Raw genomic sequence first — 25635 nt, 5'->3', positions numbered from 1 at the left:
TTATCCGGCCATCATATTGCGTTGGACTGCGTTGAGGCGTTGGCGGAGAGTTGAATCAAGCACCTTATCGCCGACACGCACCAACAAGCCGCCCAGGATTTCTGGATCGACTTTGTAGGCGATATCAAGCAATGCGCCATAACGAGCCTTGAGATCTTTTTCGATCTTAGTTCGTTGTTCAGCGCTAAGTTCAACGGCGCTTGTAACTTCTGCCGCGGTTGGGCCGCCCGAACGCGCCAACTGCACCAACTCATCCAGCACGGCGGGCAAGAGTTGCTCTTGGCCTTCGGCTGTGAGCGCTGCAACTAATGAATCATAGACAGCGCGGGCGTAGCTTGCGGGTTCGCGGCTGCTCATTAGTTCAGCCTCCCAAGTTGGTCAATTGATTTATTGATCAACTCGTCGTGACCTTTGGTTTGCAGTTCGCGGCCAAGCACATTGCTGGCGGTTTCGGTCACCAAAGAAGCCAATTGGCCTTGCAAGCCGCGCAACACTTGTTGGCGTTCTTGCTCGACTTTACCACGAGCTTCTTCTTCGATCTTGGCAGCGTTATTGCGAGCAACAACCAACAACTCGGCTTCTTGGGCACGAGCGCGTTCTTGGGCTTGGCTGATGATGGTTTGACCTTCGCGGCGAGCTTCTTGGAGCTTCGCTTCGTAGTCGGCATCAACCCGTGCCAATTGTTGCTTGACTTTTTCGGCGTTATCTAAGCTCTCGCGAATCCGCTCTGAGCGGGCTTGCAAGGCATTCAAAACTGGTTTGTAAAGAAATGTATTGAGCAAGAATGCCAACAAGCAGAAGTTGACAATTTGCGAGATAAGGAGCGGGAGATCAACCCCAAGCTTATCCATGTAAGTCCCCCTTGGGAGATGGCGCTGCGCAGCGGCGAAACGCCATCAACGAATGTCAGCGGTAGCGTTTGTGTGGTGCTTAGAGCACGCCGAACCCGATTAGCAGCGAGATAACCAAACCGAAGATTGCCAAACCTTCAGTCAAGGCGATACCAACGAACATGTTGGTACGAATCGAGCCTTCAGTTTCTGGGTTGCGGGCAATAGCTTGCAATGCACCAGCAACCAACAAACCTACGCCGATCCCAGGGCCAATTGCTGCTAAACCGATAGCGAGAGCCGCAGCCAACAAACGTGCACCTGTATCCGTCATGAGCGTTATCCTCCAAAAGAACTTAATCTGTATCAAAGAACGTTTTTATGCGATCAAATGGCGATCAAGTGATTAGTGGGCGTGTTCTTCGTGGCCATGATCGCCATGCGATTCAGCGGCCATATCGATAAACGCCATGGTCAGCATTGCAAACACGAAGGCTTGAACCAAGCCCACGAACAATTCCAAGCCATAGAATGGCAATGAAAGCAATGCTGGGAACAGGAACGCCATCACCAAGAGCACCACTTCGCCGGCAAAGATGTTGCCGAAAAGCCGGAAGGTAAACGAGATGATGCGAGCGAATTCTGAAACGAGTTCGATAATCCCCACGAAGAACTGAATTGGCCCTTGGTTGAAGATAAAGAACTTGCCCAAGTAGCCAAAACCTTGCTTGCGGAAGCCCCAGAATTCGGTGACGACGAATGAGATCAAGGCCAAAGCCAAGGTCATATTCAAGTCGGCGCTACCTGGGCGCAAGAAGGGGTGGAACAAAGGCGTGATTGTGCCAGCGTGGTCGAGTTCGGCTGAGACTGCTTTGTATTGGGCAATTTGCTCAGGCGTTTCCAAGGTTGCTGGCAAGACGATGCCTTGGGCTAAGGCTTCAGCCCGCACCAAGGTATCAGCAGTTCCCGCACACTTGTTGGTGTAATCCGACCAAACTTTTTGAGCACCGATGACTTTTTCGCTTGGGCCAGCGCCAGCTACTGGAGTGTAGCCGTGCATGACTTCCAACTCGGATTCAGCAAAACAAACCCCAAGTGAACCAACACCGGGGACCAAGCCAAACCAGTTTGAAGGCAAGACCAAGAAGAAGATGGTTGCAACCACGACAAAGAAGCGGGCTACATATTTCGGGCTAACCCCTTGCATAGTGTTGTAGAGAACTTCAACACCATATTCCAAGGCATTTTGCAAGCCCTTGGGGTGCTTCAAGGCTTCGTCATTGCCACTGCGCAATTTTGCAGTAGCCGCCAACGAGAGCACAACAAGCAAAATCATCACAACCCATGTTAGCAACAAGGAGTTTGTGACGTTGTATGATCCTATGTGGAAAACTTCTTCAGCGCGAACCGACACCAGTGGCTTCCCCACAGGCAGGAATATGCGCAGTAGAATCCCCACAACGAGGACAATACCGACAGGAATCCATATGTTTCGTTTAGTGGACAAGGCGATCCCTCCGCGTTTATAGCCCAACCATGCGGCATTCTGTCGGTCATGCACAACGGTGGGCAACGAAATCTTTAGACGACTGTGGGATTTTGTGCTTTTTTGCACATTCTCAAGTATAAAGGATGCATATGCTCTTGTCAAACTTGTTAACATTAGTCAAGAATGGCCTGAATCCCTTTGCAACGGGCAGAAATCAGCCCAAGGCCATGGCTGTAAGCATGACTTTTTGATCAATTTGCCATGAATTTGCCGCGCTTTGTGCCGATTGTCACAAAAACCTCTCAACAATCTTGCTGAGGTTTTGCAAGCATGAATCAGCATCAACAGTCGAATTTCAATCGGCTGGATTAGCGCATCGATCCACGAAGGACACGAAGAGCACGAAGGGGTGAGGGGTTAGGATTCAGGGACGAGGGGTCAGTTTTGAATTAGCTCGCCCAATCAGCAATCTTGACCGCTGATCGCTGACCCCTGAACCCTCGCCCCTTCGCCTTCTCTGCGTTAAAAACCGATCCCCAGCCCTTTACTCCTGAATCCTGATCTCTGACCCCTCATTCTTGCTATTTGTTACAAATTATTAAAAAGCTAAAATTTCCTAAAGATTTTTGCTTGACAAGCCTAAATCGCTTGTGTATACTTCGTCCAACAAACGAACGAACCAAAAGTACCAGCCCGAATCGGGACATTTGCCTAATCGTACTTATAATGCTACACAACATCACAACTTAGTACGACGGTATTTTTCTAGGGCTAAAACTTTGTTCGATCTATAAACAAATTGATAGTGGCTCGATGAATCATCGTTGATTCATTCCCCGTAGGCGCTGTGTCGTTTCAACAATCCTAGGCCTGAGACTAGCACGGCAGTTTAAAAATATCGATCAACCGTTCACGCCCCAAAGGAGGGACGTTTATGTCACGGACCACTCGCGCAATGGCGCGGCTGACACTGTTCGTCTTGGTTGTGATCATCTTTTCGGTTGGCTTTTTTGGAACCGCTCCACGGGCAACGCAAGCCCAAACTACTCCACGCACGGCCTTCGTCCATTTATTCGAATGGAAATGGACTGACATCGCCAAAGAATGCGAAAATTGGCTCGGACCCAAGGGCTTCGCAGCTGTCCAAGTCTCACCACCCCAAGAGCACATCCAAGGCTCGCAATGGTGGACGCGCTATCAACCAGTTAGCTATCAGATTCAAAGCCGCTCGGGCACTCGCGCTGAGTTTGCCAACATGGTTTCGCGCTGTAAAGCGGTCGGGGTCGATATTTATGTCGATGCCGTGATCAACCATATGACTGGCGTGGGTAGTGGCACAGGTGTGGCTGGCTCAAGCTACACCAGCTACAACTACCCTGGCAACTATCAAACCCAAGATTTCCACCACTGTGGCCGCAATGGCACCGACGATATCAGCAACTACCAAGATCGTTGGGAAGTTCAGAATTGTGAATTGGTCAACCTCGCCGATCTCAAAACTGAATCAGATTATGTGCGAGGCAAATTGGCTGCCTACCTCAATGATTTGCGCAGTTTGGGCGTAGCTGGCTTCCGCATCGATGCCGCCAAGCACATGCCCTCTGCTGATATCGCCAATATCATGAGCCGCGCCAGCAATCCTTATATCTATCAAGAAGTGATTGACCAAGGCGGTGAGCCAATTACCTCAGGCGAATACACGGGCAACGGCGATGTGACTGAATTCAAATACAGCACCAACATTGGCCGCATGTTCAAAACCGACAAACTGGCCAATATGAGCAACTTCGGCACAGCTTGGGGCTTTATCGCCAGCGATAGCGCGGTGGTTTTCACCGATAACCACGATAACCAACGTGGCCACGGCGGCGCTGGCAATGTGGTCACCTTCAAAGATGGCAAACTCTACGAACTTGCCAACGTCTTTGCCTTGGCTTGGCCCTATGGCTATCCTCAAGTTATGTCGAGCTACAACTTCAGCAATGGCGACCAAGGCCCACCTAGCGGCACGGTTTACAGTGGTAACACTGCCAATTGTGGTGGTAGCACCTGGGTTTGTGAACATCGCTGGCGCGGCATCGCCAATATGGTTGGCTTCCGCAACTACACCAGCACGGCCTTCAGCACCAGCAACTGGTGGTCAAACGGCAATAACCAAATTTCGTTTAGCCGTGGCAGCTTAGGTTTTGTCGCCATCAACCGTGAAGGCAGCAGCCTGAGCCGCACGTTTGCCACAGGTTTGCCCGCTGGAACTTATTGCGATGTAATTCATGGCGATTTCAGCAATGGCTCGTGCTCTGGACCAACCATCAGCGTCAACAACAGTGGTCAAGCCACAATCACTGTCGCCGCAATGGATTCAGTTGCAATTCACGGTGGCGCAAAAATCAATGGCACCAACCCAACCCCAGTGCCAACCACCCCACCAAGCGGTAGCATCGCGGTAACCTTCAACGAAAATGCCACCACAGTTTGGGGCCAAAATGTCTATGTGATTGGCAACGTCGCGGCGCTTGGTAGCTGGAACACCGCCAACGCCGTATTGCTCTCATCAGCAAGCTACCCAGTTTGGAGCAAAACGATCAACTTGCCAGCCAGCACCGCGATCGAATACAAATACATCAAGAAAGATGGTTCGGGCAATGTGACCTGGGAAAGTGGGACGAATCGCACCTTTACCACACCCGGCAGCGGCACGGTCACTCGCAACGATACTTGGAAATAAGCTAAATCTGGGTGGTTGAGGCTTGCTTCAATCACCCGCCACCTCATTCAAATTCAAGCTCTCGGCGCTAAAATTTAATTTGTGCAATGACTGCCAATCAGACCTCAAGGTCTTGTTGGCAGTTTTTTAACTTCAAGCTCCACATTTGTGAACATTTATCCCAAAGGAGGGATACAATGCAACGACTCAATCGCGCAATGGCGCAACTGACAATGCTCGTCCTCGTCGTTTTGCTAGGTTCATTAACGTTTTTTGGTTCGACCACTAAGCCAACTCAAGCGCAAGTTTCCACCCCACGCACGGTTTTCGTCCATCTCTTCGAATGGAAATGGACTGACATCGCCAAAGAATGCGAAAATTGGCTCGGCCCCAAGGGTTTCTCGGCAGTCCAAGTCTCACCACCCCAAGAGCATGTGCAAGGCTCGCAATGGTGGACACGCTATCAACCGGTCAGCTATCAGATTCAAAGCCGTTCGGGCACTCGCGCCGAGTTTGCCGATATGGTTTCGCGCTGTAAAGCTGTGGGTGTTGATATTTATGTCGATGCCGTAATTAACCATATGACGGGCGTGGGTAGTGGCACAGGCGTGGCTGGCTCAAGCTATACCAACTACAACTACCCTGGCATTTATCAAAACCAAGATTTCCACCACTGTGGCCGCAATGGCACCGACGATATCAGCAACTACCAAGATCGTTGGGAAGTTCAAAATTGTGAGTTGGTCAATTTAGCCGATCTTGCGACCGAATCAATCCATGTTCGGAGCAAATTAGCGGCCTATCTGAATGATCTGCGCAGTTTGGGCGTAGCTGGCTTCCGCATCGATGCTGCCAAACACATGCCCGTGGCTGATATCGCCGATATTATGAGCCGCGCCAGCAATCCTTATATCTATCAAGAAGTGATTGACCAAGGCGGCGAGCCAATTACTTCGGCAGAATACACACCGAATGGCGATGTGATTGAGTTCAAATACAGCACCAACATTGGCCGCATGTTCAAAACCGACAAGCTGGCCAATATGAGCAACTTTGGTACGGCTTGGGGCTTCTTACCTAGCGATAGCGCGGTGGTTTTCACCGATAACCACGACAACCAACGTGGCCATGGCGGCGCTGGCAATGTGGTCACCTTCAAAGATGGCAGTCTCTACAATTTGGCCAATGTCTTTGCCTTGGCTTGGCCCTATGGCTATCCTCAAGTTATGTCGAGCTACAACTTCAGCAATGGCGACCAAGGCCCACCAAGCAGTAATGTGTATGCAAATGGCAGCAACACGCCCGATTGTGGCGGCAACAACTGGGTTTGTGAGCATCGCTGGCGTGGTATCGCCAATATGGTTAGCTTTCGCAACTACACCAGCAGCGCCTTCAGTACCAGCAATTGGTGGTCGAATGGCAATAACCAAATTTCGTTCAGCCGTGGCAGTTTGGGCTTTGTGGCAATCAACCGCGAAGGTAACAACTTGACTCGCACGTTTGCCACAGGCTTGCCCGCTGGCACTTATTGCGATGTGATGCACGGCGATTTCAGCAATGGTGCATGTTCCGGCCCAACCGTTACCGTTGATAACGCAGGCAATGCCACAATCACGGTCAACGCCATGGAAGCAGTTGCGCTGCACGGCGGGGCAAAGTTGGGCGGCGTTGTGCCAACTGCCACCGTCATCAACCCAACTGCCACCAGCGTTGTGCCAACCGCAACCCCAATTGCTGGCAGTGTTCCAGTTAATTTCAATGTCAACGCAACGACCAACCTGGGTCAAAATGTGTATGTTGTGGGCAATATTGCCGCGCTTGGCAGTTGGAATACCGCCAACGCCATCTTGCTCTCATCAGCCAACTATCCAATTTGGAGCGGCACGATCAATTTGCCAGCTAACACGGCAATTGAATATAAATACATTAAAAAGGATAGCGCTGGTGCTGTAACATGGGAAAGTATCGCCAACCGTAGCTTCACCACACCCGGCAGTGGGAGCGCCACCCGTAACGAAACATGGAATGTCACTGGATCAAACAGCAGCACCGCAACCCCAGTGCCCGCGACAGCGACTCCAATTCCGGCAACGGCTACGCCAATTCCAGCAACCGCGACTCCAATTCCAGCAACGGCTACGCCCAGTGGCTCAATTGGCATAAACTTTAATGTCAATGCAACCACGGTTTGGGGTCAAAATGTCTATATGGTGGGCAATGTGGCAGGGCTTGGCAGTTGGAACACCGCCAATGCAGTGTTGCTCTCATCAGCAAGCTACCCAGTTTGGAGTAGCACGCTCAATCTGCCAGCCAACACGGCGATCGAATTCAAATATATCAAGAAGGATGGTTCGGGCAATGTGACGTGGGAAAGTGGGACGAATCGTAGCTTTACCACGCCCAGCAGCGGCATACTGACCCGCAACGATAGCTGGCAATAGCTGTTGAGTTTTTCCACGAAGGACACGAAGTTTCACTAAGGTTGGGTTATTTGGTTCTCTGATGTCTTGTACAAAACTCAGGTTTCCAACTAGCCCAACATTCGTGCTCTTCGTGTCCTTCGTAGTTAAATGATATCCTTGGGTATTTCGTAAAATTCTGGCTCAGCGAAGGCCAAACGTTGGCGCATAACCTCAATCGCTTGGGGATTTTGGTCGATCAAGGTGAAATTGCGGCCATTCCGTGCGGCAGCTTCGCCAAATGAGCCACTACCAGCAAAGAAATCGAGCAGTTGATCGTTGGGGTTGGAGTGAACCCGCACAATCCGGTTGAGAATTGCCAGTGGTTTTTGAGTCGGATAGCCAGTTTTTTCCTTGCCATTGGGGCTAACAATCGTGTTCCACCAAACATCGGTCGGCGTTTTGCCTCGGGCAGCCTTTTCGGGGCCGACCAAACCTGGAGCCATGTAGGGAATGCGATCAATCTGATCATAATTAAAGGTATAGTTTTCGGGATCTTTGGCATACCACAAGATGGTATCGTGCTTGGTTGACCATTTTTTGCGCGACCGCGCGCCATAATCGTAGGCCCAAATAATTTCGTTGATAAACGAATCACGACCAAAAATCTGGTCGAGCAGCACCTTGCAATAATGCACTTCGCGATAATCGATATGAAAAAAGAAGCTGCCTTGAGGCTTTAGCAAGCGGTAGGCTTCGAGCAAACGCGGCTCAATAAAGGCCAGAAAATCATCAAAGCTATCGCCATAGGCACGCTCGCCAATCTTGATGCTGCTATAACGATGGCCACCAAAGCCAACCCGATCGCCCTGCTCTGAGCGAACCGTGCGCAGTTGAGTGCGGCTTTGGACTTTGCCAGTGTTGAAGGGCGGGTCAATGTAGATTAAATCGTAGCTGGCTGCTGGCAGGGTTGCCAAAACAGCCAGATTATTGCCAAAATAAAGCTTATTCATGGTGTGATGTTAATGCTTCCTCAATCGCTAAGCGTTCGGTTTCGCTCAATGAACGCTTGCCTTCCAACCAAGCCCGCAAAATTGCTAGATCGCAGCCGCTTGCTGCCGCCAGTTGAGCTAATGTCCAGCCACATTGGGCCAGCCATAATAACACCTCGCGGCGCTGGTCGTTTAATGGTTGTGGTTTGCGCCGCCGCATTAGCTTAATAACTCGCGAATCGGCACAATAAACTGCGGCAGGATTCGCGCATGCTCCAAACAATCGTTGAGGCCTAAAATTCGTCGTGGTTGGGTTGGTTCAATCTGATGCACGCTGCCTAAACGCGGATAGATAATCCACATTAATTGCAGATTGGCCGCCAAATAATCATTAATTTTTTCTTCAACGTCAATCGCCCGCTCATTGGGCGAGATAACTTCGACCGCCAAACTGGGTGCGCCTTGCCAATAACCATCGCTCCGTTGCTGTTGTCCAAGCTGATCTGAATTGATAAAAAAGACATCGGCGGCCCGTAAGGTATTGGGACCAAGAATAAAGCCCAATTCTGTGCCAATTAGCCCTGGTTGGGTTTGGGTTTGATTCCATAAACTCAGGCTAACCAGCAATTTGGTAACAATCAGACTATGTTGTAATTGGACTGGACTCACAGGCTGCACAACTCCCTGAACTAATTCAGCATGCTGAAAATCGGCTTGCAAAAAATGTTCAAGATCAATCAACTGTTGGGTTGGCATTGCAAGCTCCTTTACACACCTTCAAGCCATGAAGCGGGAGTCCAGTCGGAATCGCCGCCCACAGGCAATTGCACGGTAAAAGTGGTGCCACGACCTTCTTCGCTATCAAACCAAATTTTGCCACCATGCAACTCAACTAGCGATTTGGTGATGTTCAAACCCAAGCCTGTACCGCCAGCCTGCTCCTTGAGCGGGTTTTCCGAGCGGAAGAAGCGGGTAAAAATATGTTTTTGATCATCAGCAGCGATGCCCACACCACTATCTTTGACCGCCAAGGTCACCGAATCGCCGCCATTACTGACCACAACATCGATTCTGCCGCCATCGCGAGTATATTTGTAGGCATTCGAGATCAAATTGGTGACGATTTGGCGCATGCGTTCGGGGTCGGCAATCACTGGCGGCAAATCGTCGGGCACATCGAGCGCCAACGAAATTTGCTTGCCACTCCATTGCTGATGAATCGCCATCACCGTCGATTGAATCACCTCATCAAGATTAATTGGCTTGCGTTGCAACCGCACCTTACCCGATTCGATCCGCGAAACATCAAGCAAATCGTTGAGAATTGCATTCAAGCGTTCGATGTTGTTCTTGACCACACTCAAAAATTGGCGTTGTTGCTCGGTCAATGGGCCAAGCGTGTTCAACATCAGCAAATCGATATAGCCGCTGATTGAGGTTAATGGGGTGCGCAATTCGTGCGAGGCCGTCGCCACAAACTCTGTTTTCATGCGGTCGGCCAATTCAGCTGCGGTAATATCGTGATAAACCACCACACTGCCCAACCATTCACTTTGCGAAGTAAAGACTGGGGTGCTCGAAGCACGAATCATGCGCCCGCTTAGCTCAAATTGTTGGTAGGTTTGCTTTTCGGTCAGACGAGGTTCGCTCTCGGGCGCACCAGGCAGGCTCATCAAAGGTTTGCCCAACCATTCAGCAGCTTCGATATTCAGCAATTGCTCAGCAGCCGGATTAATCAAACGAATCCGGCCAACCCGATCGCCAACTACCACGCCATCGCCAATCGAGCGTACAATTGCCAAACTACGGCTAACTTCTTCTTCACGCTGTTCGAGAGCTTGGCTCAAACGGCGGGCTTGCTCAGTCGTGGCGCGATAGAGCTGCACATTGCTGAGCATCGTCATCACTTGATCGCCAATGACCTGCACAAATTGAATATGCTCTTGGGTAAAATGATTGATGCGGCTGTTGATCAACACAATCACGCCAGCCACCCGCCCATCTTGCTCCATCGGCACGGCCAGCGCCGAACGACCTTTTTTGTCGTAATCGCTGCGCACCATCCAACGGCTATCTTCGGCAGTGTTGGGAATAATCACGGGCGCACGATGTTCGACGACCCAGCCCGCCAAGCCTTGACCACGCTCCAAGGAAATCGCCTCGGTGCGGGTGATATTACGATCAAGATTGGTGCTGAAGGCCAATCGCCCATTTTTATGATCGATCAGCATAATCCCGCCGCGCTCGGCTTGAGTGGCTTGGGCAATCAACAACAGCGCTTGATCAAGCAATGGTTGCGGTTCGAGTGTGCCGCTGAGCGCTCGCACAATCTGATACATGCTTTCGGCGCGGGTGCGTGCCCGCATCGCATCTTCGGCGGTACGACCCATTTCGGCAGTTGTGGCTTCGATCCGTTGGGCAAGGGTGTTTTGGAGGGCCGCGTTTTCAAGCACGGCGGCGGCTTGCGAAGCTAATAATTCGAGCAGCGGGGCAGTTTCGGTTAGGCGTTTGCGGGCTTTGGGGTCATCATCGCCAACCGTCAACAAACCACAAATCTCGCCAGTGGCGGTGCGGACTGGCACCAGCATATAGTGTTCGCCAGCAATATCGCGGAAGGGCAGTGAATCGGCAAGATAGGCATTATCGCCAATCCGCCGATCATCGCGCAACAGCACCGTAATTTCATCCCAAGGAATCGAGAGCATTTCGGTTGCGCCGAGCGTGCGACCACTGCCGCCAATTGCCACGGCCATGCGCAGCACTCGCGCCCGCCAATCGACGGTTGAGGCGCTAGCGAAAATAAATGGGCCACACGCTTTGGCAGCGCTGGCTAATTCTTCGAGGGTTTCTTCGGGGCTAAGCGAGCCCCGCAAGCGCTCGGCAGCGCGGGTAGCCCGGCGAATCGGCGCTTCAGGCAACATGGCCGGATAATCAAAGCGTGGTCGAGCCGCCAACCACACCGCAATCGCCACCAGCACAAAACCCAAACTCCGCAAGCCAACTTCAATCGCCACGGTTTCGACCGCGATAGCCGGAACCAACACATTGCTGACCGCCCAAGCAATCACCATCAAGGCAATCGCGCTGAAGGCCCAGCGCGGCGGCAACATTTGCGGAATCGCAATCGCTGGAATTAAGAGCACCGACCAGAGCGCCGTATTATAGCCCTCGCTGAGAATCGCCACACTCAACGGCAAGGCTAAAATTCCCAACGTGCGCAACTCGCGCCAATCGCCCTCGGGATTAAACAACCATGGCAAGGCCAGCGCCGCTACCCCCAAAATACTTGCAATAATCGTCAAACGATCAGTCGGAATCGTGGTGGTAAAGGTGTAGCCGAAGAGCACGAGCGCAAAGCAAGCTAAGGCCCAAGCCAGAGGACGAATACGAGTTAGCCAAATGCGAAAAGACGAGTTGCGGCCCATGGATCGGTCTCCCCAAGTCCAAGATGGCGCTATTATACTACGATGAGTGGTGTTATGCAGTCACCTTTGGCGATCAGCTTAAGCAACTGCCCCTTGGCGTTTACACAAACCAAGGGGCAACAGCAATTAGGCTTCGTTTTGAAATGCCAACATCGGCGGCATCGGCGTTTCAGGTTCTTCTTTATGTTCCCACGGCAACTCGCCAGCTCGCAAATAGCGTGGATCGATTGGTTGGCGTAGCCGCCCGTTGATATATTGATAGCTATCGCGGGCCACCGCTGCCATTGGCGCGAAGATAATTACCCCAAGCAAGCCGGAAACCGTGCCAGCAATCACCAACAGCAGCATCAACACTGCTTCGTGAATTTCCACAATCGCCCCGATAATCCGTGGCACAAGGAAGTTATTCTCAATTTGCTGAATCACGATGTACAAGCCAGCGACGACTAAACCCATTGGTAACGAGGTAGTTAAGCCAACAATCACCGCTGGAATTGCCCCGATAATCGGCCCAATCACCGGAATTAGTTCAGTAAAGCCAGCAACCAAGGCCAGCAACAATTTGTAAGGAATCTCACCAGGCATCACCAAATCAACAATCCATAAGCCAATGTACGACATAATTGCGATAATCAAGCCAAGCGTCAATTGACCACGAATATAAGCCGAAAACACCCGATCAAAAATCGCCAGCACAGTTAATACATCAGTTCGCACTGCTTTGGGAATCATGCGAATCAGGGTAGCCTTGCCTTTGCGTTCATCAAGCAACACATAAAACAGCCAAAACGGAATAATTAAAAAGCCAGCTAGGAAGATAATCGTTTGGAAAATCACGCCTAAGCCATTTAAAATTCCATTCACGCCAGTTTGTACATAATTAGTTGCATTAGCTTTGAGTGTAGTAATGCCATTGCTCACTTGACTATCAATATTTTTTTGAATATCTGCGGGCACTTCGCGGCGATACCACGTCAGGCCTTCGTTAATTTTGGGTTCGAGCGTATTTTCATAAAAGCCCGGCAATGAGCTAACAAACCCATCGACTTGACCGATCGCAGGCGGCACAATATAGAGAATCGAGCCAGTTACAATCCCCAAACCAACTAAATAGACCACCAAAATCGCAGCCCATCGCGGAATCCAGCGCTCTAATTTGTTAACCAAAGGCAAGAGCAGATAGGCAAAAATCAAGCCTACTACAAACGGCAAAAGTTGATTGCCTGTGCGCCAAAGCAACCACGCCACCAGCCAAATCGCAAAAGCGGTAAGTGTCCAACGGGCTAAATCGCGCCAAGATGGAATTGTTTTGATGATTGGTTCTGGTGCTTTTGGCTCCACAAAGCCTCCCTACTGCGTATAATAGCTATCCCAACGATCGCTACGGCTTGTGCCATCGCGCTCGGTTATAGTACGAAAAATTTGGAAGAAATTCCAGCTATTGCCGGTTGCTTCCATTGTTACCGTGCGGCCTGTGTCGCTGCCATACAAGGTAAAAGTTTGGTTTTTCTTGACGAGATCAGTTTCAACATCGATCAAAATATAGCCAGTGGTATCGTTGCGAAATTTAAGATCCGGCCCGCCCAAGGCAATTGTCGCATCCATGCCTGCGGGAGCATCAACTTCATACCAAGCCAAACGCCAGCTATGGTTGTGGCGTTCCTCAATTGGCAAGCCTGCCCAAAATGCCGCCCGAAACAGCGTGGTTGAAACTTGGCAAATCCCGCCGCCAATGCTCGGCACTGCCACGCCATTTTCAATCATCTCGCCAATTTGGTAGCCTTTTTCTAGCGAAATATCGCCGACCGTGCCACCAAACGACACCACTTCACCAGGAGCAATCAATAGACCATCAAATTCCTTGCCACCAACTTCAACATTGCGATCGCGATTGTAATCGGGATAGGAGCTAAAATCCGATGCACCAACCCCAATTACTTGATAAATTCCCAAGGCTTCAAGCTCACCAGCAGGCGGCGCTGTTTCATGCAACGAGAAATCCAAGGCCGCATTATTGGCTGTGTTCAGGGCTTGGCCAATTTGAGTTTGCAGTTGTGCTTGATCAAGCGTATAGCCAATTTGGCCAAACTGCCATTCAGTCGCACGATTGCCATTACGTACCAATCGCGAGGCTTGAGCAGGCTGATCGTAGTTTTGAGCTAATTCCTGCACAATCGCTTTGATTGCAACATTATTATTGCCAAAGCTTTGGCCTGCTTGCGGCAATTTATTTAAATCCAGCAAGCTCGTGCGATCAAAGCGATGTTCGTTGCCTTTGATCGTAATAATTAATGGCGCGGCAGTTTGTTGATTGAGCGTTGGCAACATCGCGTTAAGTTCAGTGGCTTTTTGTTGCGGTTGCAACGCTTGCTGCGCTACCACAACCTCATAATCACGCGGTGCAGCGGCCCAATCAATTTGATCCCACGCTGCTTGGAAAGCAGCCTTGGTCTGAGCATGATCAAGTTTGAGTCCAATCACATCGTTGCTAACAGCCCAAGCACCATCGGGATTGCGCTGAAATTGGGCATCGACGGCAAGCCGATCGCTAGCTTCAGCCAAGGTTTGGATGGCCTGATCAAGTGAGTTTTGGTTAAGCAATAAGCCATCGGCCTTGATTGTACCGACAATGCCCAAACTTTGGTTGCTCAAACGCTGCGACCACGAATCTTCGCGACCAATTTGCAAGGCTCGCTCAGCAATCACTTGGGGGTCAAAGCTCGTCAAGGCATTGAATGGCACAATCGCGGTTTGATCGCCCAATTGAACTTTAAAATGGTGGTTGTTCCAAGCTTGCAAGGTTGGCAAAATCGCTTGGGCGGCTTCATTGCTGGTCAAGCCACTCAGCGATTGACCAAAAGCCTGAATGCCAGGATAAACCCGATTGGCGTAGGCCGCCTGAAAACCACCAAAACCAAGCAAGGCGGCTAGGGCAGCGGCACTCGACCAACGGGCAACTTTGCGCCAATTGCCTCGGCGTTGCGGTTTAGCTTTGCTGCGAACTGGCGCTACAGGTGCCGCGACGACGCTCGGCAAGCGGGGAATTGTGGCACTCGGCAGCGAACGCTGGGCCCAGCGCAAACAATAGGTTTGACGTTGACCGCTATGCAACGCACCCAACCAACGCCAAGCCTCGCCCAACATTGGGTCAAGCTTAACGGCGCGGGTCAATAAGGCGGCACTATCGCGATAACGCCCATATTTGATTGCCAACAAACCAGCCCTAGCCCAAGCCACTGCTTGAGGATTCGGCGCAACTGCGGCCATACTACTCATCATAACTGCCCCCATTATGTTTAGATGCTCTTATCATAGGGCGTGGCAGATTCTAGCGTCAATCAAACCTTGCTCGTTAGCTGCTGATAAATTACTGATACGGGCATGTTTCAGCCCATGCAGCCACCAAAGGTACTATTGAACCGCTGTTGCTCGTTAATAAATGGATTGTGGTATGGGCATACCGAAAGCACAGACCTGAACCACATGGCTTAATCCAAACGGCTACTAGGCTATTGTTGCTTAATCGACACCATAGAGGATGCTATGCTCACAGACGACAGTATCATCCGCTTGGTTTGTCTTGTCAAGGATCGGTTTACTGCTGTCAAAAAATTTTCACTAGCCTTTGATGGTTACACATTGGCGTGTGACATTTGAGGTGAAGGCAAATTAGGTTTGGTGGGATGTTCGGGCATGTGCAAGGTAAACGTTGAGCCAACGCCTAAGCGGCTATCAAGCTCGATCGTGCCGCCCAAAGCGCGGGCTAGGCGCATGCTCACGGCCAAACCCAAACCAGTGCCTTCATATTGGCGGGTGGCCGAGGAATCGGCTTGGACAAATGGCTCAAAAATGCGTTCAAATTGCTCATGGGCAATGCCAATGCCTGTATCGCGAATCGCAATTTCGAGCCAGCCGCCAGCAGCATGTTGTAAACGTTGTACCGAGATGCTAATCAAGCCAGCGTGGGTAAATTTAATCGCATTATCGAGCAGATGGTAAATAATCATGCGCAATTTATGATCATCGGTGATAATCGAACCCCAGTTTTGGCTACCCAACAATTGCACAGTATTTTTGTTATCTTGGGCTTTGGCTTGCAATTGGTCGCTAATGCTGCCAATTGCGAGGGCTAGATCGATCGTTTCATACTCCAAACGCACAACTTCAGCATCGAGATCGGTAATCGTCAAAACGCCATCGATCAAGCTCAACAAGCGGTCGCTAGCACTGCGGATGCGGGTCATATCCATAGCCAACTCAGGCATGCTACGATCGATCAAATCTTCGTAGATCATCTCGCTATAGCCAACGATCGCGTTGAGTGGCGTGCGTAATTCGTGGCTAACGGTTGAGAGAAACGTACTTTTGGCGCGGTTGGCGGCTTCAGCATCATCTTTGGCGGTGAGCAACAAATTTTCAAAATGGCGTTGCTCAGTAATATCGCGTACTGCCGCAACCCGCACCACCCGATTGCTATAGGGCAAATTTGTGCCCAACACCAAGGCGATAAAGGTGCTGCCATCTTTGCGCAGCGCGGTAACTTCGTAGGGCGAACCATCTTTATATTTTTGCATTGCGCGTTGTAGCGATTGCGGCTCGACAAATTCGCGTAACGAGTGGCCGAGAATTTCATCGCGATGATAGCCAAACATCTCGCCAAAGCGTTCGTTGGCATCCATTACTACGCCTTCATCTTGCAGCACAACGCCTTCGGACGTTGCTTCGGCCAAGGCTCGAAAACGCTCTTCACTCATTTTGATTTGAATTAAGGCCTCTTGCAGCTCTTGTTTATAGGTGCTTTCTTGGAGACGCAGTTTGATCAAGCCCTTGACTGTGCGCAAACGAATCCCTTGAATTGTAGCGGCTGCGATGGTTGCACTGACCACCATAAAAATAAAATGCATGGTCAGCGGCGAGGTTGGCAGCGAGCCGATAGCGCCAACCCAAGCCAGCAAAATAGCCCCACTTGCCACAATAAACCAATGCCACGAGAGCAGCAAACACCCAGTGCCAATTAAAATAAAGGCAATATTGGTGCTTTGGTGAATCTCGCCGCTGAGCCAAATGTGCAAAATACTATTGAAGCTGCCGACAACAATAAAGAGTGTAGCCAGCGGATGGGTCAATTCAGGGGCTGGCCGCCAAGTTTGCAAGCGCCACCACCAAAATCCAAAGAAAAGGACACTACTGAGCGCTACGATGACCATTGGTAACTTAATTGGGTCGGGTAACACTAAAGCATGGGCTATGCTAAATAACAAATATAAAAAACCCAATCCTATTACGGTTGGGCGAAGACCAAACGCCACCTCAGCATTGAGGGCTGTCTGAAGATTGGTTGATGCGGCTGAATCTGAAGCTGCGGGTTGGTCGCTCATAGCTATTCTCTAAAATTGCTGAATGGGCTTTAATCTGAATTGCCCATTAACAAGCAGCCTAAAGCTTGAACCTTACGAGCATCCTTACGCTTCACGGTATTCTTTATTAAATTTTTACTTCTTGGCTTAATCTACTACGCTAGAGCTTAATACTTTAAACAAGTACCAGCGATCACCCTTGATCGCTGGTACTTGCTGTGTGTGGAGTGACTAGCGTTAAGCGGCGACTTTAGCCAATTCTGGTTGGTTATTTTGGGCCGCAGCAGCATGAGCCGCCTTGGAAATAATGTGCCAGAAGGCTCCTTGTTGATCTTCCCAGTTGGCGAGAATATCGTTGGCCTGGACACTTCCCGTTAGTGCCGCGTGGCGCTCGATCAGCTCGCGTAAGTGGTCGGCAACCAGTGGTGATTCAACCCGTTCGGCGATCACCATATCATCGTTGAGGCGGCCAAGGAAGCGTTCGTTGGGGTCGTAGACAAAGGCTTGACCACCACTCATGCCTGCGCCAAAGTTGTTGCCAGTGCTACCAAGCACCACAACTGTGCCACCTGTCATATATTCGCAACCATGCTCGCCGATGCCTTCAATGACGGCAACCGCACCGCTATTGCGCACAGCAAAGCGCTCGCCAGCGCGGCCAGCAGCATACAAACTACCACTGGTCGCGCCGTACAAGGCGGTGTTGCCAATAATTGTGGCTTCGTGGGCAAGGAACTGGGCGGTTGGCCGTGGTCTGACGACAATTTCACCACCAGCCAAGCCTTTACCAACATAATCGTTAGCATCGCCAACCAAGTTGAGTTGCATGCCGCGCGTCGCGAAGGCAGCAAAGCTTTGGCCAGCACTGCCAGCAAAATTCATGGTGACATGACCAGTATTTTTGAGCAGCGCCAATTCGCCTGCCAAGGTGATCCCAGTTGAGCGATCTTCGTTGGTGATTTCGGCATTGATAATCACTTCTTGGCCAGCTTTGGCACTTGGCAAGGCACTATCGACCAAAAATTGATTGAGTCGATCGATGCCAACCAACTGCGGCATCCCGTTGAAGCGCCGTGGGCCAGCATTGGCCAAACCCAACAATGGGCTAAGATCAAGCGCATCGTGGTCGGGGTTGTTGGTTTGGCGTTGGCGTAACAATTCGACGCGGCCAATAATTTCGTTCAAGCTACGAGCACCAAGTTGGGCCAGCAATTCGCGCACTTCTTGGGCGATAAACTGCATAAAGGCCATCACATGCTCGGGCTTGCCGGGGAATTTGGCGCGTAAATCGGCGCGTTGAGTGGCAATCCCAACTGGGCAGGTGTTGTTGTGGCAGGCGCGAGCCATCACACAGCCTTCGGCAATCAGCGCTGAGGTGCCAAAGGAATATTCATCTGCGCCAAGCAATGCCGCCATTACTACGTCGCGGCCAGTGCGCAAGCCACCATCGGCCCGCACCCGCACCCGATCACGCAGTTGGTTGATCATCAGGGTTTGTTGGGTTTCAGCCAAGCCAATTTCCCACGGAATACCGACGTTTTTGATTGATGACAAGGGTGAAGCGCCGGTGCCACCTGAATTGCCACTAATCAACACCACATCAGCGCCGCCTTTGACTACGCCTGCGGCAATCGTGCCAACCCCCATTTCCGAGACAAGCTTGACCGAAACCGCAGCAGTGGGGTTGATCGTGCGCATGTCGTAAATCAACTGAGCTAAATCCTCAATTGAATAAATATCGTGGTGGGGTGGTGGCGAAATCAAGGTTACGCCTGGCGTGGTGTGGCGTGTGCGGGCAATATCTTCGGTGACTTTATTGCCTGGAATTTGGCCGCCTTCACCGGGCTTGGAGCCTTGGGCCATTTTGATTTGCAGTTCGCGAGCGTTCATCAGGTAGCTAGGCGTAACCCCGAAACGACCTGAGGCAATTTGCTTAATCGCGCTGACTTTTTCGGTGCCAAAGCGCTCGGGGTCTTCGCCGCCTTCGCCGCTATTGCTCATACCGCCGAGCCGATTCATGGCGATTGCCAAGGTTTCGTGAGCTTCGGCGCTCAACGAACCATAGGAAATTGCCGCCGTCGAAAAGCGTTTGACAATCGTTTCGATTGACTCAACCTCATCGATTGCAATTGGCTCGGTTGCGACGAAATCCAGCAAATCGCGCGGGTCGGAGGGTTGGCGTTTGTTCAGCAAATCGCTATATTCGCGATAGGTCGTATAGCCCGCTTCGAAATCTGCACCATTATCGACTGCTGCTCGCACGGCTTTTTGCAAAGCGTGCACCACCGCTGGTTGGAAGGCGTGATATTCGCCATCTTTGCGGAATTTGTATAAGCCTGGGTGGCTGAGGGCTGGTTTTTCCAAACCAAAAGCTTGGGCATGGCGTTGGTAGCTTTCGCGGCCCAAGCGCTGCCAATCGGCTCCACCAAAGCGTGATGGCGTGCCAGTCAGACAACGGGCAAGCACTGCATCGCTCAAGCCAATCGCTTCGAAGATTTGTGCTCCACAATAGCTATCAACCGTTGAGATGCCCATTTTCGACATCACCTTGAGCAAGCCTTTTTCCAATGAATGCACATAGTTATCTTCGGCTTGATCGGCGGTGATTGGCGTGCGTGAGCGTTCTTTGGCAATTTCGCGAATCGTGGCAATCGCAACATATGGGTTGACGGCTTCAGCGCCGTAGCCAACCAAAACCGCCACATGATGGACTTCATGGGCTTCACCAGTTTTGACAATCAACGAGCAGGTTGAGCGGCGACCAGTGCGAATCAGATGATGGTGGACTGCGCCCAGCGCCAAGACAGTTGGGATGGCAATGCGTTGAGGCGCAACTTCGCGGTCACTCAACACCAGAATGGTTGCCCCAGTATCCAAAGCACGATCGGCGCTACTACACAAATCATCGAGTGCATGTTCGATCCATTGAGCATCGTCGGTAACCGGGAAGGTGGTATCCAAGGTGGCGGTGCCAAAACTGCGATCAGTACAAGCTCGCAAGGCTGCTAGCTCGATATTGCGCAAAATTGGGCTGGCCAAAGCAATTTGGTGAGCTTGATCAGGGCGTTCGAGCAAAATATTGTGGCGTGGCCCTAAGCGAATCGACAACGACATCACCAATTGTTCGCGCAAGGGATCAATTGGTGGGTTGGTTACTTCAGCAAAGCGTTGTTTGAGGTAACCATAGACCGGGCGAGCCAAGTTCGAGAAGACTGCCATTGGGGTGTCGTCGCCCATCGAACCAATTGGTTCAGCGCCTTCACGACCCATTGGCTTGAGCACCATCGCCAAGTTTTCGTCGGTATAACCAAAGGCCGCTTGCAAGCGCAATAAATCATCGGGGTTGAGTTCGACGGCGGCTTCGGTGTAGGCCTCGACCAACTCAGCCAAATCGACGCTCTTGTTTTGCAGCCATTGGCCGTAGGGTTGGCGGGCAGCAAACATGGCTTTGACAGCGGTGTTATCCAGCAATTGGCCTTTAATCAGATCAACAGCGATCATCTGGCCTGGGCCAAGCCGACCCTTGCGAATAATTCGATCTTCATCGACAGGGGTTGCCCCAACTTCGCTGCCTACAACCACTAAACCATCGTCAGTGACGATATAGCGGGCGGGGCGCAAGCCGTTGCGATCCAAGGCCGAACCAACAATTTTGCCATCACAGAAGGTCATGGCGGCGGGGCCGTCCCAAGCTTCCATCAAATTGGCGTGCCACTGGTAGAAATCGCGCACATCTTGCGGGAGATCAGCGATATGTTCCCAAGCTTCGGGCATCATCATTAATAAGGAATGGCGCACATCGCGGCCAGCGCGCACCAACAATTCCAATACATTATCGAATTGGGCTGAATCACTGCCACGTTCATCAACAATTGGCGCAAGTTCGCGCACATTACCCAACAGCGGGCTGGAGAGATGGGCTTCGCGTGCTCGCATCCAATTCACATTACCAGCCAAAGTGTTGATTTCGCCGTTGTGACTGACCACGCGGAAGGGTTGAGCGCGGCTCCAGGTTGGCATGGTGTTGGTGGAATAACGTTGGTGGTAAACCGCAGCGCTGGCAATATAATCGCTATCAGCTAAATCGGGGTAGAACAGTGAGAGCCGACTTGGCAACATCAAACCTTTATAAACAATCGTGCGACAAGAGAGTGAAGGAATGTAGAGGTCGATGTTCTCGGCGAGGGCGGTGCGTTCGGCGCGGCGGCGGGCACGGTAGAGTTCGCGTTCAAAGCTATCGTCGTCCATCGTGGCCGGGCGATCAACCCAAACTTGCTCAATCTGTGGGCAAATATCACGGGCAATCGGGCCAAGTTGCTCACGATCAAGCGGTACTTCACGCCAACCAAGCGGTCGTAAGCCTCGCCAGACGAGCGCATCATCGATCAATTCGCGGGCGCGTTCGGTATTGCTGGTTGGCAAAAAGATCATGCCAACTGCGATGCGTTGGGGATTCGCCAAAATCCGGCGAGCAGCTAATTCACGGGCCATAAATGCGCGTGGAATCGTAGTTAAGAGGCCAGCGCCATCACCTGTCAGACCGTCGGCGGCAATCCCACCGCGATGGGTCAGACTACCAAGCGCCGCGAGGGCTAAGCTCACTGTTGCATGGGTTGGTTTTCCATCAATTCGAGCGACAAAGCCAATGCCACATGCATCGTGTTCAAAGCGTGGGTCATACAACAGGCGGTTCATGCGAGGTCTCCTTTCGCGCAGGGAGTTGGCAAATACGCGACGGCGTTAGCAACGCTGCCCTATACCATGGCGCATTTTCAGGTAGCACAAAGAAACGTTGGGTAAACCACCAGCGTCATCGCTGCGGGAGAGCCTTCATTGGTGCATTCTGCATCATTGCAGGAGGGGAAACCTAGTTCGTCTGGTTGACGAGTTGAGTTTGTTTAGTTGGGCAAAAGTTGGCGAACGTGTATGTGTTAGACCAAGAGGTGTGTTAAATCAGAGTTAAAGCTATTCTATGTTAATTTGTGCAATGTGTCAATTGGCGTTTGGGTAATCTGCATAACACGTTGCGTCATTGTGGCATACGATTTGCTTGACATGTGTATAGGGGCGTGTTAATCTGTTCGCTACAATCAGCAGAAAATGGATCGCGACACAACAGCGCAATGACGCTAGAAACGAGGGTCATTATGGACCTCGCACCCCATATGCCTAGTTCTTATAATGATGATGCAACCCATAGCGAGAGCCCGAAATACATCACTGCGACTCCCGCTAGTTCGCCGCTAGTTCATGAAAGTGAAGCGCTGATCAGCCGCATGCGTACCTATTGGCCGCTTGATGAATTTCAATTAATCGAGCGGGCCTGGGATGTAGCCAAGGTCGCCCATGCTCCCCAAATTCGTAAATCGGGGGAGCCTTATTTTCTGCATCCGGTGCAAGTCGCCCATATTTTGGTCGATATGAAGCTCGACCCCCAATCGGTCGCTGCTGCACTTTTGCACGATGTGGTTGAAGATACGCCGATTACCTTGGAGCAAATTCGCGCCGATTTTGGCCGCGAAGTCGCCCATATCGTCGATGGCGTGACCAAACTAAGCAAGCTGGAAGCCAAAAGCATCGAAGAAGCCCAAGCGATCACCTATCGCAAGATGTTTATTGCGATGGCCGATGATCCGCGCGTGGTGCTAATCAAGCTGGCCGACCGCTTGCACAATATGCGCACGCTTGGCGCAATGCGCCCTGATAAACAGCAACGCATTGCCCGCGAAACCCTCGAAGTCTATGCGCCACTCGCCCATCGCCTCGGGATTTGGCAATTTAAGTGGGAGCTAGAAGACCTTTCGTTTCGCTATATCAACCCCGAAAAGTATAGCGAAATTGGTCGTCAGCTCAACTTGCGCCGCGAAACCCGTGAGCGCATTGTGCAACGGGTCATTGCCCGCCTCAAGCAGATCCTCGACCGCGATAATATTAAAGCTGAAGTTACAGGCCGCCCCAAACACATCTATTCAATCGCCCGCAAAATGGAGCGCAAGAGCGTTAGCCTTGATCAAATTTATGATCAATTGGCAGTGCGGGTTATGGTCAATAGTGTTGATGAATGTTATCGTGTGTTAGGTTTGGTTCACTCAACTTGGATTCCAATTATGAGCGAATTCGACGATTATATTGCTGTGCCCAAGGAGAGCATGTATCGTTCGCTGCATACAACTGTGGTGATTCCAGGTGAGCAGCCATGTGAAGTGCAAATTCGCACCTACGAGATGCACGAAGTTTCTGAATATGGGATTGCCGCCCACTGGCGCTATAAAGAAGGCTTTGGCAACAAACACGATCAATCGTTTGAAACCAAATTAGCTTGGCTGCGCTCAGCGATCAACGGCCAGCGCGACCTTGATCCGACCGAGTTTTTCGAGACAGTCAAGGAAGATGTGCTGCGCGATCAGGTGTTTGTGCTCACTCCCAAGGGCAAAATCATCGATCTACCCAAAGGCTCAACCCCAATCGATTTTGCCTATCGGATTCACTCTGAGGTTGGCAATCGCTGTATTGGGGCACGGGTCAACAATAAGCCAGTGCCGCTGTATTATCAACTGCAACATGGCGAAATTGTCGATGTTGTGACTAGCAAAGTGCCGCGCGGCCCCTCGCGCGACTGGCTGGAATATGTTAAATCAAACGGTGCACGCACCCATATCAAACGCTGGTTCCGTCGCCAAGAAAACGATGTCAATATTTCGGCTGGCCGCGAATTAATTGACAAAGAACTCAAACGCTTGGGTGTGCGCCCAACCATGGAAGAGTTGATTCGCGCCAATGCCATGAAAAATAGCGAGGATTTTCTGGCCGCGATTGGCAATGGTGATCTTTCGCCACGCCAAGCGATTCAGCGCGTCATCAGCGATAAAGGTGCTGAGGAAGAGCCATTGGCGGCAATTCCCACGATTGCCCCGCCTTCCAAGCCGGTCAAACCTGGCACAATTATCGTGCGTGGCGAAACCGATGTCTATACCCGCATCGCCCATTGCTGTAATCCGGTCTATCCCGAAGCCGTGATTGGCTATACCACTCGTGGTCATGGCATCACGGTTCACCGCATGGATTGCCATAACGTTTTGCATGAGCGCAACCGCGAACGTTTGATCGATGTTGATTGGGGTGGGGCAACTGAAAAACAATCCTATCCTGTACCAATTCGCATCGAAGCATGGGATCGGGTCGGGCTTTGGCGTGATGTAACCAATGCGATTGCTGATGGCAATATCAATATTCAAGCAGTGCAGCAATTGGATAATAAACATCATGGCCGCGCCACCTTGCTTGCCACCATCCGCATCGAGAGCATCGATCAACTTAGTCGCATTTTGGATAAACTCAATCGCGTCAAGGATGTGATCGAGGCTCGCCGCGAAAATACGGTCGCTGGCACACTGATTGGCTAGTTAAAGAGCGTAGAGCAAAGAACATAGGTGTAATGGTTTATAGCATGAACAACCATCATTAATTCCCTCACCCCAGCCCCTCTCCCACTGCGGCGGGCGAGGGGAGCACTCGTAGAGCGGTTCCCCCTCGCCTCGCGTGCGGGCTAGGGGGTGAGGGCTATTCATCATTGCCAACCTTATAAACCATTACACATAGAGCATAGATGATGCTTGGTTCTTTGCTCTATTTTAGTTTAAGCAATATCCTAAGATCTGATTGTAGGAGTTGTTTATTATGTCTGTTCTGCAAAAAACTGAACAAGCAACTATTTATGTTTATCCCAAAGATGACCTAGCATTTAGGAATGATGGATATCAGAAAATACTAGTTAATTATGTTTACACTAAAGAAAGAAATAATCATCTATACATTATATATAAAGAAAAAGGATATAAAAAAAGAAAGATATATTCCTGATAATGGTACAATTGTGATTGTACAAGGTTGGAATACTCCTGATTTACCAGATAATCTAAAAATTATGCAAAATGATGAAATTATGATTGTATCTACAATGCGACATGAAGTGTATTCTAACGAATGGATTGAAGAATTTAATTCGATTATTGACCCTTGGATACAATCAAATCCTGAACGCCTTATCCTAGATCTACGAAAACGACCTATAGAAAATACCTCTACTGTCGAAGAAGATTGGTCAACCGCAACCCAAGCGAATTTTTTTGACTTACCAGCCATACAACCTTATCAATCAGTAGTAAGCCCAGAGATTTTTATTGAAGGAGCAGAATATCAATCATTAGTAACTCGTTATGAGCGAAATCCCGAAGCCCGCCAGCGCTGTATTGATCACTATGGATCGGCTTGTTTTATTTGTGATTTTGATTTTGCCAAAGTTTATGGAGATTTAGGCTCTGTCTGATAATTCAAGATAGCGGTATTGATGGTGCAAGTGTCCGAACCACGCGTTGAATCATGGCCAAATGGACGAATCCGAGATAGTTCAGGGCCAGCTTCTCAAACCGCGTGGCGACC

The 25635-nt window shown here is 50.7% G+C and carries 16 protein-coding genes and 1 pseudogene; 5 read left to right on the top strand and 12 right to left on the bottom strand.

Annotated features, from left to right (window positions below; all coding sequences use genetic code 11):
• The 4 genes from atpH to atpB form a co-directional block, all read right to left on the bottom strand.
• Entirely contained in the window at positions 1 to 357 is a 357-nt protein-coding gene (atpH, locus tag ABEB26_RS14380; RefSeq protein ID WP_012191593.1) for an ATP synthase F1 subunit delta, read from the bottom strand.
• Entirely contained in the window at positions 357 to 851 is a 495-nt protein-coding gene (locus tag ABEB26_RS14375) for a F0F1 ATP synthase subunit B (RefSeq protein ID WP_012191592.1), read from the bottom strand. The genes atpH and ABEB26_RS14375 overlap by 1 nt, the downstream gene beginning before the upstream one ends.
• Before the next feature lie 79 nt (positions 852 to 930).
• On the bottom strand, positions 931 to 1164 hold the full coding sequence (gene atpE / locus ABEB26_RS14370) for an ATP synthase F0 subunit C (RefSeq protein WP_012191591.1): 234 nt from the start codon (positions 1162 to 1164) through the stop codon (positions 931 to 933).
• A 72-nt stretch (positions 1165 to 1236) separates the two neighbouring features.
• Positions 1237 to 2493, bottom strand: a complete 1257-nt coding sequence (gene atpB, locus ABEB26_RS14365) for a F0F1 ATP synthase subunit A (RefSeq protein ID WP_345722724.1) — start codon at positions 2491 to 2493, stop codon at positions 1237 to 1239.
• Between the two features lie 760 nt (positions 2494 to 3253).
• Between atpB and ABEB26_RS14360 the strand changes: the two genes are divergently transcribed.
• From ABEB26_RS14360 to ABEB26_RS26960, 3 genes and pseudogenes are all read left to right on the top strand, one after another.
• Positions 3254 to 5044: a carbohydrate-binding module family 20 domain-containing protein gene (locus ABEB26_RS14360; RefSeq protein WP_345722723.1), complete on the top strand. Its 1791-nt coding sequence runs from the start codon at positions 3254 to 3256 to the stop codon at positions 5042 to 5044.
• A gap of 176 nt (positions 5045 to 5220) precedes the next feature.
• Positions 5221 to 7047 (top strand): annotated as a pseudogene (locus ABEB26_RS14355) (carbohydrate-binding module family 20 domain-containing protein); the annotation flags it as partial.
• 36 nt (positions 7048 to 7083) lie between these two features.
• On the top strand, positions 7084 to 7464 hold the full coding sequence (locus ABEB26_RS26960) for a CBM20 domain-containing protein (protein WP_486348312.1): 381 nt from the start codon (positions 7084 to 7086) through the stop codon (positions 7462 to 7464).
• A gap of 125 nt (positions 7465 to 7589) precedes the next feature.
• On the opposite strand, the gene ABEB26_RS14350 is transcribed toward ABEB26_RS26960, so the two are convergent.
• The 8 genes from ABEB26_RS14350 to gltB all read right to left on the bottom strand — a co-directional run bounded on the left by ABEB26_RS14350 (position 7590) and on the right by gltB (position 21891).
• Entirely contained in the window at positions 7590 to 8435 is an 846-nt protein-coding gene (locus tag ABEB26_RS14350) for a DNA-methyltransferase (protein WP_345722721.1), read from the bottom strand.
• Positions 8428 to 8634 (bottom strand): helix-turn-helix domain-containing protein, encoded by a 207-nt coding sequence (locus ABEB26_RS14345; protein WP_345722720.1) that lies wholly within the window; start codon positions 8632 to 8634, stop codon positions 8428 to 8430. The genes ABEB26_RS14350 and ABEB26_RS14345 overlap by 8 nt, the downstream gene beginning before the upstream one ends.
• Positions 8634 to 9170 carry a Uma2 family endonuclease gene (locus ABEB26_RS14340; RefSeq protein WP_345722719.1) on the bottom strand — a complete coding sequence of 179 codons (537 nt, stop codon included), beginning with the start codon at positions 9168 to 9170 and terminating at the stop codon, positions 8634 to 8636. Before ABEB26_RS14340 ends, ABEB26_RS14345 begins: the two co-directional genes overlap by 1 nt.
• Before the next feature lie 11 nt (positions 9171 to 9181).
• Positions 9182 to 11839, bottom strand: coding sequence for an ATP-binding protein (locus ABEB26_RS14335; protein WP_345722718.1), 2658 nt, complete (start codon positions 11837 to 11839; stop codon positions 9182 to 9184).
• 126 nt (positions 11840 to 11965) lie between these two features.
• The gene (locus ABEB26_RS14330) at positions 11966 to 13180 is read right to left on the bottom strand and encodes an AI-2E family transporter (RefSeq protein ID WP_345722717.1); all 1215 of its coding nucleotides are present in this window, start codon (positions 13178 to 13180) and stop codon (positions 11966 to 11968) included.
• Positions 13181 to 13189: 9 nt separating this feature from the next.
• A complete protein-coding gene (locus ABEB26_RS14325; protein WP_345722715.1) occupies positions 13190 to 15118 on the bottom strand; it encodes a VanW family protein in 1929 nt (642 codons plus the stop codon).
• Between the two features lie 353 nt (positions 15119 to 15471).
• Positions 15472 to 17217, bottom strand: a complete 1746-nt coding sequence (locus tag ABEB26_RS14320) for a sensor histidine kinase (RefSeq protein ID WP_345722714.1) — start codon at positions 17215 to 17217, stop codon at positions 15472 to 15474.
• A 216-nt stretch (positions 17218 to 17433) separates the two neighbouring features.
• Positions 17434 to 21891, bottom strand: coding sequence for a glutamate synthase large subunit (gene gltB, locus ABEB26_RS14315; RefSeq protein WP_345722713.1), 4458 nt, complete (start codon positions 21889 to 21891; stop codon positions 17434 to 17436).
• 452 nt (positions 21892 to 22343) lie between these two features.
• Here gltB and ABEB26_RS14310 point away from each other — a divergent pair, with 452 nt between their 5' ends.
• Both ABEB26_RS14310 and ABEB26_RS14305 read left to right on the top strand, forming a co-directional pair.
• Positions 22344 to 24599 (top strand): RelA/SpoT family protein, encoded by a 2256-nt coding sequence (locus ABEB26_RS14310; RefSeq protein WP_345722712.1) that lies wholly within the window; start codon positions 22344 to 22346, stop codon positions 24597 to 24599.
• A 374-nt stretch (positions 24600 to 24973) separates the two neighbouring features.
• On the top strand, positions 24974 to 25522 hold the full coding sequence (locus ABEB26_RS14305; protein WP_345722711.1) for an HNH endonuclease: 549 nt from the start codon (positions 24974 to 24976) through the stop codon (positions 25520 to 25522).
• Positions 25523 to 25635 lie beyond the last annotated feature (113 nt).

This window comes from Herpetosiphon gulosus (assembly GCF_039545135.1).
GTDB lineage: Bacteria > Chloroflexota > Chloroflexia > Chloroflexales > Herpetosiphonaceae > Herpetosiphon > Herpetosiphon gulosus.
This window is presented reverse-complemented; position numbering and strand designations above follow the sequence as displayed.

Excerpts from the sequence above, each read along its gene's own strand:
- ABEB26_RS14360 (WP_345722723.1), top strand. The coding sequence starts at position 3,254 with ATGTCACGGACCACTCGCGCAATGGCGCGGCTGACACTGTTCGTCTTG.
- ABEB26_RS14335 (WP_345722718.1), bottom strand. The coding sequence starts at position 11,839 with ATGGGCCGCAACTCGTCTTTTCGCATTTGGCTAACTCGTATTCGTCCT.
- atpE (WP_012191591.1), bottom strand. The coding sequence starts at position 1,164 with ATGACGGATACAGGTGCACGTTTGTTGGCTGCGGCTCTCGCTATCGGT.
- ABEB26_RS14375 (WP_012191592.1), bottom strand. The coding sequence starts at position 851 with ATGGATAAGCTTGGGGTTGATCTCCCGCTCCTTATCTCGCAAATTGTC.
- ABEB26_RS14325 (WP_345722715.1), bottom strand. The coding sequence starts at position 15,118 with ATGATGAGTAGTATGGCCGCAGTTGCGCCGAATCCTCAAGCAGTGGCT.
- ABEB26_RS14345 (WP_345722720.1), bottom strand. The coding sequence starts at position 8,634 with ATGCGGCGGCGCAAACCACAACCATTAAACGACCAGCGCCGCGAGGTG.
- atpH (WP_012191593.1), bottom strand. The coding sequence starts at position 357 with ATGAGCAGCCGCGAACCCGCAAGCTACGCCCGCGCTGTCTATGATTCA.
- ABEB26_RS14350 (WP_345722721.1), bottom strand. The coding sequence starts at position 8,435 with ATGAATAAGCTTTATTTTGGCAATAATCTGGCTGTTTTGGCAACCCTG.
- gltB (WP_345722713.1), bottom strand. The coding sequence starts at position 21,891 with ATGAACCGCCTGTTGTATGACCCACGCTTTGAACACGATGCATGTGGC.
- ABEB26_RS14310 (WP_345722712.1), top strand. The coding sequence starts at position 22,344 with ATGGACCTCGCACCCCATATGCCTAGTTCTTATAATGATGATGCAACC.
- ABEB26_RS14305 (WP_345722711.1), top strand. The coding sequence starts at position 24,974 with ATGTTTACACTAAAGAAAGAAATAATCATCTATACATTATATATAAAG.
- ABEB26_RS14340 (WP_345722719.1), bottom strand. The coding sequence starts at position 9,170 with ATGCCAACCCAACAGTTGATTGATCTTGAACATTTTTTGCAAGCCGAT.
- ABEB26_RS14320 (WP_345722714.1), bottom strand. The coding sequence starts at position 17,217 with ATGAGCGACCAACCCGCAGCTTCAGATTCAGCCGCATCAACCAATCTT.
- atpB (WP_345722724.1), bottom strand. The coding sequence starts at position 2,493 with ATGTTAACAAGTTTGACAAGAGCATATGCATCCTTTATACTTGAGAAT.